The organism is Sphingobacterium sp. B29 (assembly GCF_001952815.1).
GTDB lineage: Bacteria > Bacteroidota > Bacteroidia > Sphingobacteriales > Sphingobacteriaceae > Sphingobacterium > Sphingobacterium siyangense.
Genome location: NZ_CP019158.1, coordinates 2,097,627 through 2,110,939, shown reverse-complemented (window position 1 = coordinate 2,110,939; position 13,313 = coordinate 2,097,627). Strand labels below are relative to the sequence as shown.

Here is a 13,313-nt window from a genome sequence, read left to right as displayed (position 1 = left end):
GTATTCGATTACTCTTTAGGTAATGCCTTCAATTCGTCCCAGTACATCCGTTGGGTAGGAAATGCCACGGGCTGTCCATTAGGATGCTCATGTGGCATTACCAGTATATTGTTAATGATAGCCTTTCTTCCGGCAGGAATCTGAAAAACCAATTCTTGCCACTCACCGACATGATCTTTCGAATAATTGGCACGCAACCAATCTTTATTCTGTTCGCCATCCGATTGAATTTCCAATTGCACATCACCAGCTACATCTTTCAATACCATCATCGAGAAACGCCCGTATTCTGCCGGATTGATCGTCACTTTATTTGCATTCCAGAGCGCTCCACCGTGCCAGCCTTCACCAGTTTTATTGTCCCGTACAAAAGACGCACAGAAGGGTGTTGCATTAATTCCAGTGGTTTTCGGATTGGGATAAGGTGAATCTACCGTACTCACCCCTAACCCGTCGAAATGTGGAACGCTGGTTTCACCATTATAAATCATAAAGATTTGTTTGGGTTCTGTACCCAATAGGGCAGTTACCGTGTATTGGAAAGTCTGCCCCATATACGCAAGGCTGTATTTTATGGGGGAACTTAAATCTACGGGCCCACTCTGATTGGGCGTTATGCTTGCTCCGGCTGTAAATTCTATCGCAGGTGATAGATTCTTTAGGTCTGTCCCCAGGGGTAGGTAAATTTTAATGCTTTTATTTTTCTGATCAATGATCCCTACTTTTTCTCCGATGCGGAATGCCGTTATTTCTGCTTTGATTTCTTTGACGGTTACCTGGTAGGTATTAAATAGATTACCATTAAAAACGCGGTAAGTAATCGGTGTTGTGCCAGAAAATGAAAAATTCTGGGCGATGCCTGAAGCTGGAGAAACCTTTGCATTACTGGGCAATTCAATTGTCGGAGCCACCGCCGAAAGATCTGTACCTTCAGGAACCATAACAAGAATGGTACCTTTTGCCTGATCTACTTTCCCAATGGTATTGCCGACCTTGAAAGAAAGTACATCTACATCTGCACTCAAATTGAGTGTACTATCCGCATCACGCTTGCAGGCAGCGAGAAGCCCGATAAGCAGGATGGTAATCCCTACTTTTATATAATTATTTAATGTGTTCATTGGAATAATTGGTTATACTAATCGTTCAACAATAAATGCCTGTTTAATAGCCTGGATTTTGTTTGTACAGATACTTACTTAATCTGATCTGTGCTTCGGGAATCGGCAGATATTCATTCCTATCTGCTGTAAAATGTGCCGAGGAATAATAAGATCGACGTGACTTTTCTACATCATAATAGGCATTCATGGCCTGGTCTGCAATTCCCCAACGTACCAGATCAAAGAATCTTCCATTTTCCATCGCAAGCTCCAAACGTCTTTCCCAACGTAACGCCTTCCGGGCATTTTCTTCGGTCCATACAATATTATCTCCATTTTTGTACGTTTCGATCAGCGTTTTATCATTTGCATATCCCGTAAGTGAGGTACTATTTTTTGCGCGCGTACGCACTTGATTGATCAATGGCAGTGCTTCAATCGAACGATGCAGCTCGATAAGCGCCTCTGCCCGCATCAACAGCACATCGGCAAAGCGCAATACAATTCGATTCTTTGTATTCGCATAGAAGGGTACCATGGGGACAAAACAATCACAGTCGGGATCAACATTTTCTTTTAACGAGGCGTAAACAGCATACTCCGCCGGATTACGATTCCAGCTTTCTTCGTATGTTCTTTTGCTACTATACTTGTACGGTAAGCCCGGAATTGCAACTGTATGGAATAACCTCGGGTCGTACTTCTCGGAGGTATTAAAGCTATTCAACGCATTATAATTATCCAGAGGTAGACCTTTACCCGTTGTGCGAAACGCATTGACAAGGCTTTGACTCGGTTTATTGAAATCACAACAGCCCAGCCCCATAGGTACAGATAGTACATCAGAAAAGTTAACACGCCCAAATTTTGTCCCGTCATCTTTTGAAAATTGAACTGAAAAGAGCGCTTCTGTCCCATTTTCATACTTGCCCGGCAAAAAGTTAAATGCAAAGTCGGTTTCCAGCGTATGGTTCGATGAAAGCACAATATCCGTATTTTGTACAACCTTTTCCAAATCTGCCGCATCGATACCCGTCACCATATTACGTTCGGCATTGTCTTGACGGTATCCCTTATACAGGTAGGCTTTGGCGAGATAAGCCGCAGCGGCGATACGATTGGCCCGACCGACCTCCGTTTGCACAGCAGGAAGATGATCTACCGCATACTGAAAATCCGCCACAATCTTTTGCCATAATGCATCGTTGCTTAGAGCTCTATTCGATACGGTTTCATAGCTGTCTACTGGTACATTTTCATCGATATAAGGCACATATTTGAAAAGGATCTTGAGCATAAAGTAAAAATGCCCCCGAAGAAAGCGTGCTTCACCCAGTTTTTCTTCTTTCCCATCGAAATTGTCCATTTCCTGTACGGTCTTGATTGTTGTATTGGCACGCGAAATTGCAACGTACAACTGAAACCACAATTTATCCAACTCCGCGAAATTGGTTGTAATGTTATTTGAGACCTCAAGAAAATGAAAGGTCTGGATATCCTGTGGCCCCGATCCGCCTTTATAAGCATCGTCCGACCGAACCGTACCGTAGGGCCATAAGCTAAAAGGGACGTCATAATGATCATTGCCCAAAGCGGCATAGGTCGCTGTCAATAATCGTTCTGGCTCTTTAACCTGATCGGAGCTCAGTACACCATTGGGTGTTTGATCCAAAAATTTGGTACATCCTGGAAGTAGTCCAGCAAGAACCATAAGTATCGCTATTTTAGTGGTTATTTTTTTCATCCGTATAAATTATTTATAAGTGTATAGCCTTATTTCTCCCCTTTTTAAAATCCAATATTTACCCCAGCTGTCCAGGTCGTTGGAATTGGATACCCCCAACCTACATTTTCAGGATCTACACCTGTAAAATTCTTTGACTTAACGGTAAATAGGTTCTGACCTGTGACATAGATCCTTAGCCGGCTCATACGCAGGCGTGAGGCTGTTGCTGTTGGCAAGGTATAGCCCAGAGACAGATTCCGGAGTTTCATATAAGATCCATTCTCGATAAAGTAATTTGACAGGCGGCCCTCGTCATTGTTGTTTGTCGTTTGTAAGGCCGGAATCGTGGACGTTGGATTTTGTGGTGTCCATGCATTCAGCAACCGCAGGCCTTTGTTGGAATTGACGTCATCCACACTCCAGAAGTCTGTTTGTTTTTTCAGCCAGTTTTCGACATCTATCCCCTGTACCCCCTGAAAGTATGCCGACAGGTCAAACCCTTTATATTTCAGCACAATATTGAGACTATAGGAAAAATCAGGATGTGGACTACCGATCCAGGTACGGTCCATATCCGTAATCTGTTTGTCCGCATCATAGACGTTGACGTAACGTAAACGCCCTATCCCCTTACCGGTCTGATTGACGTGCGCATCCACTTCGTCCTGATTCTGAAAAATACCGTCGGTGACATAGCCATAGAATGATCCCAGCGGCCGGCCGATAATATTATCTCCCTGACGACCTCCATAGGAGTTTTCTACCGCTTCCGGCAAATGTGTCACCTTGTTTTTATAGGTAGAGAACACAGCCATCACATCATAATCCAGTCCAAACGATGTTTTATTGCGATATCCAGCCGATAGGTCCAAACCTTTATTTTCCATGGAGGCACCATTCGCCCAACGGTAACCGCCCTCTCCAACCACACCGATATAGGCTGGATTGATCAACATATCTTTGGTTGCTTTGACATACCAGTCAATCGAACCATAGAGACTTTGATTAAACAATGAAAAGTCTAAGCCTATATTCGTCTGCGTTGTGGTTTCCCATTTCAGGTCATTGTTTTCTGTTTGGATTTTGCGATATCCCGACGGTAATTTTCCCGTTCCTGCGCCTGAGAGATCGTATGCTGTGCCATCCACGATGTTCCATGTCGGATCAGCAACACCATATTCGGGAACGAAAAGCGCATAGGTAGCCAGATTACCTATACCTTGGTTACCTGTCTGCCCCCATCCAACACGCAGCTTGAGGTCCGAAATATAGTTTTTCGTACTTGCCATAAAACGCTCGGACGAAATCCGCCACCCCGCTGTTACCGCCGGGAAAGTTGCAAAGCGGTTATTTTTACCGAAGCGGGAAGAACCATCGTGCCGCACGGTGAAGGAAGCTAGATAGCGGTCATCATAGGAATAATTGGCCTTTCCAAAATAGGATAACAGCGAGAATCCCGTAGAGCCACCGCCTACTGCCGCTGTGCCCGTACTCACACCTGGCCACATATACTCAGGTGTCTCTATGGCAAAGGCGCCATCTCCGGCAGTATAGGCATTAAAATTGATATCATTCTGACGGTTCATTTCCATACCGGCAAGCACATCTAAGGTATGTTTATCAATCTGTTTCCGATATGTCGCCGTATTGGACCAAGTCCACTTCATTCCATGGGACTGTTCCATATTAACCCCACTCCGGCTGCTATTCATAAATCCCGAACGATAGGATACTTCCAAATTACGTTTGTAAAAATTACTATAGTCCAAACCGTAACTGGTGCGGACATGCAGACCTTTTATAAGCTGTAGATCCGCATAGGCATTTCCAAACAACCGCCAATAATTATATTTATTGTTCCGGTTATCATAAAGTACACGCATGGGATTATGGCGGTCGTTCATTCCCAATGCTGGTCCACCCCATCCTATTCCATCTACTGTATGGACAGGAATAATGGGCAATGCTTTTAACGAAAGGTCAAGCACATCGCCCGGTACCTGCACTTCACCGGTATTGTTTACCGTAAAATTCTCGCCCACCACCAAGCGTCCATCAAACAATTTATAATCGGCATTCATCCGGGCAGATATCCGCTGGAAATCCGTGTAACGGAGTGTCCCATTGTTGTGCAAATAACCTAAGGAGAAAAAGGAACTGGATTTTTCTGTCCCGGAGCTTAATGTCGCATTGTAAGATTGTTGCAATCCCGGTTTTGAAACTTCCTTAAACCAATCGGTATCGGAAGCGTACATGGTATGTTCACGGTCGATATACTTGGAAACAAAAACAGTATTGAGCTGAGGTACGCCATTTGCGTCGTTATTCCATTCAAACTGATAACCAATATTATTTCCGTTGGGGTTTCCGCCATTATTGATGGTGGCCTGCCACAATGCACGACCATATTGTTGGGCATCCAGCACTTTCATGCGATTATTAAAATGCGTACTGGTGGCATAGGCGTCTACTGTAAGTTTAGGGGCACCCATCTTTCCTTTTTTTGTCGTGATGACAATAACACCATTCGCTGCGCGCGAGCCATAGATACTCGCCGAAGAAGCGTCCTTTAAAACCTGAATACTTTCGATATCATTCGAATTGAGTTCATGCATTCCTCCCTGTGTGGGGGTTCCATCAATGACATACAAGGGATCCTGACTACTGTTGATGGAACTGATTCCGCGCATACGCACTGTTGCCGCTCCACTCGGACTACCATCCGAAGTTACGGTCATACCAGCTACCCGTCCTTGCAGCGCTTTCATCGGGTTATTTTCCGGAGCTTTCATCATCTCAGCAACATTAACAACACTCACAGCACCCGTCAAATCCTTCTTCCGTTCTGTTTGATATCCTGTAACGACCACTTCATCGAGCCCTTTTTCGGTAGGTGCAAGCTGAATATCGAGGAACTTTCTTCCTGCGACAGCAATCGTCTGGGAGGCATAGCCGACATAGCTTATTTCCAATGTACCCTGATTGCCCGAAGTCTGAAGGACAAATTCTCCCTTTTCATTTGTCTTGGTGGCTATTGTGGTTCCCTTCACCACTAAAGATGCCCCTACTATAGGTGCTGCTGTCCCACTATCCGTAATTCTTCCCCGGATTTCAGTCTGTTGCGCAAATGCGACAACAGAAAAAAGTGCCAAAGACGGGAGCAGCATTGCTTTCTGTCTTGTAAACATAATTGGTTATAAGTAAATGGTTAATGATTTAGATTGATTATTTGATTATGATAGCGGGTAAACTGCTTCGTAAAGAAGCAGTTTACCTACTGTTGCTTCTGAGCTCCATTGAAGATCGGATGCAACCATTGGAATCGATTGATGACCTCATCGTTATATTCAGGACAAGCCCCCCGGCTCTGTGTCACAAATCCACTTAAGGTGGCCGCAAATTCCAGTACTTCCTCCAGCTGAACACCTTCCTGCATCTGAAACCTTTTGGTCAGGAAAGCCGCCAAAAAAGAATCACCACTTCCGATGGTATCTTCTACCTGAACTTTCAAGGCTGGAAAATGATAACTGATATTGTCTTTTTTATAATGATATACCGCACCATCTGCACCATAGGTTACAATTGCCTCCTGAATTGCAAAACGCTCCATGATCAAGTCCACACGCTGCTGATCGGTATAGGCATCCGTTGCGCCATTCCAGTCGGAAATAACATGCAGTTCCTCGGCATTCATTTTCACAAAATCAGCGTAGCCCAACAGTGTATGTATTTTTTCCGGACCAAAATAAGGTGTACGCAGGTTGACATCCATCACCCGGAAGCGGGCTTTTTCCAGCAGTAATAGCAAGCTTTGAAAACTTACTTCATCCCGACAGGCTAGACTACCATACACCAAAAAATCCACCGCTGCAACTGCCTCAAGAACAACATTGTCCACCGCTATTCTATCCCAAGCTACAGGATAAACGATATCGTAATGCACGTCGCGTTTTGCATCGATCGAAACCTCTACTGTTGAAGTTGGTAACAGGTCATCGTACTGGAAGAAATCGGTCGGGATACCCAGATCTTCACATACGTTACGCAACTCGTAACCATTATCGTCACGCCCTATGCGCGTTAGCATACGCGTCGTAACCCCCAATTTATTGAGGTGATAAGCCACATTCAAAGGCGCACCGCCTAATTTTTTACCTGTAGGAAGATTGTCCCAAAGAACCTCGCCAAAACAAATACCCTGTATTGATTTATCTCCGTTTTTCATATTTTCTCCTTTTTATACGAAGCTTCGGCCGAGCGCCAAAAACCAAGTAACAAATTGATTATTATATTTCCCTTTAAATTCAATGTTGACAATAGATACACACAACATGTTATCACATTGTCTTTGATTAAATAACTTTCGATAGGCGCCAGTCGCGTCATGGCTACTTCGACACCTATTGGTGTAGTCCAGCTAAAGACTAATGTAGATTGATGGTATGCCCAAGATCTTCCAATGATTTCCCTTTTGTCTCCGGCATAAACTTAAGCACATAAACAAGCTGCAGCACCATAAATAGGGCAAAGATCAAGAAGGTACCCCCGCCACCGAGCATTTCTGTCAAGGCTGGGAAACAAAAGGTGATAATCGCCGCCATCACCCAATGTGTCAAGCTACCAAATGTCTGCCCTTTGGCACGTACGTCGTTCGGAAAAATTTCCGAAATAAATACCCAAATCACCGCACCTTGCGAGAATGCGAAAAAGGCAATGAAACTCATCAGATAGATTGTGATCGCAAAACCCGTCGTTTGGTTGGTATAAAAAGCATGTGAAACGAGTGCCAATGAAACAATCAGCCCGATCGAGCCCACCAACATTAATTTTCTTCTGCCCACCTTATCGATGAAATTGATCGCCAGCAACGTAAAAATAAAATTGACAACCCCTATACCAACTGTCGAAAGCAATGAACTCTGTGAGCCTAAACCAGCCATTTCAAATACGCGGGGCGCATAATATATAATCGCGTTGATACCTGAAACTTGATTGAACAGCGCAAAACAAAAGGCCAATAAAATAGGTTTGGCATTTTCGCGAACGAAGAGTTTGCCTTCTCCTGCGGAATTGTTTTTGGACTCCTGAATTTTTGAAATCTCCAGCTCGTAACCATCCGAATTAATTTTTTTCATAATCCGCGTTGCCTCGGCCAAATTCCCTCGGTGCAGCAGCAACCATCTCGGACTTTCCGGGATGAGGAAGATCAAACAGAAGAATAACAACGACGGAAAGCACTGCACCCCCAGCATCCAGCGCCAGGACTCTTCGCCAACCTGACCGATAAAATAGTTGGACAAATAGGCTATCAAAATACCTAATACAACGTTGAATTGAAAAAGCCCTACCAACTTACCTCGCGATGCTGCCGGGGAGATTTCTGATATATAGATTGGTGCCGTTACCGAAGAGACGCCAACTCCTATGCCACCCAAAAAGCGGAATAAAATAAATATCGTCCAGTCATTCGCCAGTGCACTACCAATCGCTGAAATAAAGTAAAGGGCTGCAACAGCAAATAAGGTATTTTTACGGCCTAATTTATCGGAAGGCAGTGCACCTAATGCTGCGCCGACAACTGTCCCTATCAAGGCGATGGCCATTGTCAGTCCATGCTGAAACTCACTTAAATGCCAGTGCTCCTGAACCGCCTTTTCTGCTCCCGAAATAACCGCTGTATCAAATCCAAATAAAAATCCGCCTAAAGCCACTACAAAGGACCAAGCTAATACCGTGTTTTTGTTCATGTGATGATCTATAATTGATTAATCAAATTTAACACGTGCTTCATCTTAACTTAAATTTGGACTTCGCAAAAACATTTATTTATGTAACATTTTTTTAAAAACACTAAAACACTAAAAATCTAACACTTACATTCACTTTACTTTTCAAAACTTTCACTTTTTAAACAGAAAATTTAGAAAATGATACATTTTTGAAGGCTCCTATTTTAGTGTAAAATATACACTAACACAACCACTGTTACCCAAAAAAAGCTAAATAATGTATATTCGGATATTTAAGGGAAAAAAATCATGGGAAAATATTTCATTTTTAGTGGCCTATTGACCTTGCTTCTTTTTTGTGGATGTCAACCAATGGTCCGGAAGAAAAAGCAGGTCATCGCTTTTTCGCAGTGTATCGGAAACGATGCCTGGCGACAAACGATGCTCGAGGAAATGAAAAGGGAACTTTCCTTCAATCCCGATATTGACTTTCTTTATCGCGACGCACATGGCGACAATAATGTACAGATCAATCAAATTCGCGAATTAGTCAAACAGGATATCGATCTTCTGATTGTATCCCCAAATGAGGCCGAGCCACTCACGCCAATTGTAGATTCTGTATTCCAACGCAATATACCTGTCATCGTAACAGACCGTAAGACCTCCTCCGGCCAATATAATGCTTATGTGGGCGCCGACAATCTCGCCATCGGGAAACTGGCCGGTCAATATAGCCGCACGATTTTAGAAGGAAAGGGTTCGGTCGGATTAGTCACAGGGCTATCGGGCACCTCGGCTTCAATAGAGCGTGAAAAAGGCTTTATCCAGCAAATTGGAGATGCCACAGCGATTCAGGTGAGCGGCCTCATTCACGGGGGCTGGGAGAAAAATAAAGCCTATCTGGAAATGCGTAAGCATATAAACGTCATGAGCCAGAGTGATATTATCTTTACATTCAATGATCAGATGGCCATGGGGGTAAAAAAAGCATTGGACGAAGCCCAGATCAAAAAGGACATTAAGATCATTGGTGTTGATGCTCTTCCTGGTCCCGGAAATGGCCTTGAACAGATCATACAGGGCAAAATGTTTGCTTCCATACTCTACCCCACTGGCGGGGCCGAAGCCATTCGAACGGCCTTGGCTATCATCAACCACCAAAACTACCGCCGCGAGAATATACTCGAAACCTCTGTCATCGATAAAACCAACGCGGAGTTGCTTGCCCTGCAGTCGGATAAAATAAAACAACAGCAGCTCGATATTGACAAAAGGCAGGAGTTTATTACGGAACAGAATAAGATTTACCAAAGCCAAAAGTCCGTTCTTAATGTATTGGTCGTTAGCTTGGTGCTAGCTGTTGTCTTTGGGGGAATTTCTATTATCGTGATCAGGAGCAACTGGGAAAAGAACAAACATCTGGAAGTCCAGAATAGCGAGATTCTTGCGCAACAAAAACAGATCGTCGAGATGAACAGTCAAATTCAGCAAGCGGCAGAAATCAAAAATAATTTCTTCACCAATATCTCGCATGAATTTAAAACCCCGCTAACCCTTATCATCGCGCCTATCGAGGACCTTGAATTACGAAAAGATCTTAGCGAAGAGGTCAGAGAACAGTTGTCGCGCATCAAACGGAATGCAAAAAAACTACAACGTTTGGTCAGCGACCTCATTGATATCCATCGCATCAGTAAATCCAAGATTAAGCTACATGCGGCCATCGTTTACATTGACCCATTTATTCAGCAGGTAATAGGTAGTTTCAAACCCTTGTTTAAGAAAAACAGGATCTCCGTCAGTTATGTCAACAAAACAAGCTTGAAAGAGGTTTGGATGGACGAATACCTCATGGAACAGGTCTTATCCAATTTATTGTCCAACGCGATCAAACATACGGCGGCAAGTGGCAGAATTGAAATTATATTGGAAGAAAACAATTTCAAAGACTATTTCTATCTACGTGTATTGGATAATGGCCTGGGGATTGCTCCAAGTGATATTGAGCATATTTTTGATCCTTTTTATCAGGGTGCCAGTAGCCGTAATGGCTCCGGAATCGGCCTCGCCTACACCAAACAGATCATCGAACTGCATCATGGCCAAATCACTGTGAGTAGCAAACCCGGTCATGGATCGATATTCACCCTACGTATGCCAATTGGAAATAGTCACTACGAGCCTGCTGAACTGGCCGATTTCGACAAGGGAGAAAAACCGCTGTTTCAACAAGACGACATATTGGAGGCAACACGAAAGATGGTAGACAACAATCTTTCTTTTCGATCCAACAAATCAAAAAGTATTATGGTCGTCGAAGATAATGATGAAATCAGAGATTATCTCCGCTCCCTATTAGAAAGGGATTACAATCTTTTCCTGGCAAAAGATGTGCAACAAGCCAATGGAATGTTGAAGACACATTTTCCAGATCTAGTCATTACGGATATTATGCTTCCTGATGGTAGCGGTCTGGATATTCTAAAGGACATCAAAGCATTTTATCAGACCGCACATATTCCCGTCATCTTATTGAGTGCACTCGCCAATGAAGATACGATGCTCGAAGGAAGTAAATTGATGGCCGATGACTACATGACTAAGCCATTCAATGCCGAATTACTGCGGACACGGATTTCAAGCATCCTACAGTCACGCCATCAGCTTAAAGAAAAATACAGCAGCAATGTGGAACAGTTTGATAGCGCTCAAGCGGAGCAGGTCAATGATAACGATAGACGTTTTCTGAACAATTTTTCCGCGATTGTCGAATCCAAATTATCAGACCCGCGATTGAGTGTCGATGGCATTGCCAACGAGCTTCACCTCTCCCGCGTGCAGCTCTACCGTAAAGTCAAACAGTTACTTGACTGCAGCGTCAATGAATACATTATCGAACGAAGATTAAAGAAAGCCAAAAGCCTTATGGCTGAAGGACTAAACATCAACGAAATATTTAGCAGTGTCGGTTTTTCCTCCGCATCCTATTTCGCTTCGGCCTTTAAAAAGAAATATGGCCAGTCTCCGAGTACTTATAAAAAAGAACTTGACAAAAAATAGCCCATCAGGTGCGCCTGCAAATTAAAACTGTCCTTTCCGCTTGAATAAGTAAAAACTGATCAATAGAAATATGACGAGCATCAGTAAGTTGCTGTAGTCTAGCCGTGCAAAGGAATCATTCTCAGATAAGATATTCATTACCGCATTATAGGCACCTGTATAAGGGATAAAATCCGAAAAACTTTTCTGTGCGACAAGCACGGAAAAGACCAACATAAACATGCCTACTCCAATTGGGTAGATAAAACTTCTGAACAATAGGCTCAGGGCAAGCTGAATCATAGCGATAGCTGAGAGCGTAATAAAAAGTTTCAAAAACGTATAAAAGATTACGACCCTAAAATCATAATTCTGAAACCCCAGTACGGGGTAAATCAGACTGAGCAGATAACCACTGATCAGAAATGCAGCGTAAGCAAAGAGTATTGAAAACAGTAAGGTCAACAGGATAAAGACGGCTTTGGAAAAGAAAATATTCGATTTACTGATGGGTAGGGTAAAGAGTATTTTATAATTATTATTCTTATACTCGACATCACAACAGGCATAGACGAATAAAGCAACAAGGATGGGATAGAGCAGGTAAAAAAACTGAAAAACATATCTGCCAAGCAGAAGTTTCCAAGGGTTAGGAACCGCCACTGCCCCTCCTGAATCTATAACATCATAAATAATATAACCGGCAATCGCAAAAACGAGCACCATAGGGACGATCAGTACCCCAAAAATCTCCCTATTGCGTAGGAGTTTGTACTTTTCCGACAAGAAAGCGGTATAGCATGTATTAGTCATTGACACGAGTGATAAGGTTTATAAAAATTTGTTCAAGATCAGCACTACGGGATTCCAATCCATAAATATCAATCTGCTTTTCGACCAAAGATTTGATCATAAGACCAAATTGCAGATCATCGCCGATAGTGACGGCAACGCTTTCTCCATCGGTTTTAACACCAGAAAACCCGTTATTTCGCAAAACCGAAGCTGTTGCTTCGGGACTGGCTGTACGTAGGTACACTTCTCGGTCAACCTGTCCCAGCAGCTCCTGTTTGGTTCCCTGGAAAATCATTTTCCCACCTTCAATGATACCAATGTGTGTCGCTATTTTTTCAAGCTCACTCAAAATATGACTCGAAAGAAAGATCGTTTTTCCCTGTTCGTTGAGATGACAAAACAAATTGCGCATTTCGACAATTCCCTGTGGATCGAGACCATTTAATGGTTCGTCCAGGATAAGCAACTGCGGATCATGAAAAATCGCCATCGCTATTCCCAGCCGCTGTTTCATCCCCATGGACAGGGCACTGGCTTTTTTCTTCTTTTCCCGATGAAGATCTACCATTTCCAATACTTCATCAATGCGTTTGTTGCCTTTTTTGTGGATGATATCCAAGTACTTTAAATTTTCAAAAACGGTCAATTTCGTATAATAGCATGGGGCCTCAACCAAGTTTCCAACATTGGCATAAACACCTGTGGGATGTGCCTTTAGACTATTTCCCTGAATAAAAATCGTATCTGCCTGATCCTCCAAAAGACCTAAAAGCAATTTGATTGTTGTGGATTTTCCCGCCCCGTTTCGGCCGAGATATCCATAAATACTCCTGTTTGGGACTTGTAGGCTAATATTATCCAAGATTGTTTTTGCGCCTATTTTAAAGCTAAGTTGTTGTGTTAAGATACTTTCCATGC

Annotated in this window: 8 protein-coding genes; 1 reads left to right on the top strand and 7 read right to left on the bottom strand. The window is 43.2% G+C overall.

Annotated features, from left to right (window positions below):
- Positions 1 to 8: 8 nt before the first annotated feature.
- From BV902_RS08790 to BV902_RS08770, 5 genes are all read right to left on the bottom strand, one after another.
- The gene (locus tag BV902_RS08790) at positions 9 to 1,121 is read right to left on the bottom strand and encodes a hypothetical protein (protein ID WP_075991618.1); all 1,113 of its coding nucleotides are present in this window, start codon (positions 1,119 to 1,121) and stop codon (positions 9 to 11) included.
- 43 nt (positions 1,122 to 1,164) lie between these two features.
- Positions 1,165 to 2,847, bottom strand: a complete 1,683-nt coding sequence (locus tag BV902_RS08785) for a RagB/SusD family nutrient uptake outer membrane protein (protein ID WP_075991617.1) — start codon at positions 2,845 to 2,847, stop codon at positions 1,165 to 1,167.
- A 44-nt stretch (positions 2,848 to 2,891) separates the two neighbouring features.
- The gene (locus BV902_RS08780) at positions 2,892 to 6,017 is read right to left on the bottom strand and encodes a SusC/RagA family TonB-linked outer membrane protein (protein ID WP_075991616.1); all 3,126 of its coding nucleotides are present in this window, start codon (positions 6,015 to 6,017) and stop codon (positions 2,892 to 2,894) included.
- An 86-nt stretch (positions 6,018 to 6,103) separates the two neighbouring features.
- The gene (locus BV902_RS08775; protein ID WP_075991615.1) at positions 6,104 to 7,054 is read right to left on the bottom strand and encodes a carbohydrate kinase family protein; all 951 of its coding nucleotides are present in this window, start codon (positions 7,052 to 7,054) and stop codon (positions 6,104 to 6,106) included.
- 199 nt (positions 7,055 to 7,253) lie between these two features.
- On the bottom strand, positions 7,254 to 8,576 hold the full coding sequence (locus BV902_RS08770; protein ID WP_075991614.1) for a sugar porter family MFS transporter: 1,323 nt from the start codon (positions 8,574 to 8,576) through the stop codon (positions 7,254 to 7,256).
- A 291-nt stretch (positions 8,577 to 8,867) separates the two neighbouring features.
- On the opposite strand from BV902_RS08770, the gene BV902_RS08765 reads away from it, so the two are divergent.
- Positions 8,868 to 11,621 carry a hybrid sensor histidine kinase/response regulator transcription factor gene (locus tag BV902_RS08765; protein ID WP_075991613.1) on the top strand — a complete coding sequence of 918 codons (2,754 nt, stop codon included), beginning with the start codon at positions 8,868 to 8,870 and terminating at the stop codon, positions 11,619 to 11,621.
- 21 nt (positions 11,622 to 11,642) lie between these two features.
- Here BV902_RS08765 and BV902_RS08760 read toward each other — a convergent pair whose 3' ends face one another.
- Positions 11,643 to 12,413 carry an ABC transporter permease gene (locus BV902_RS08760; protein WP_075991612.1) on the bottom strand — a complete coding sequence of 257 codons (771 nt, stop codon included), beginning with the start codon at positions 12,411 to 12,413 and terminating at the stop codon, positions 11,643 to 11,645.
- Complete coding sequence (locus BV902_RS08755) at positions 12,406 to 13,311, bottom strand: ABC transporter ATP-binding protein (protein ID WP_075991611.1); 906 nt, start codon at positions 13,309 to 13,311, stop codon at positions 12,406 to 12,408. The genes BV902_RS08760 and BV902_RS08755 overlap by 8 nt, the downstream gene beginning before the upstream one ends.
- Positions 13,312 to 13,313 lie beyond the last annotated feature (2 nt).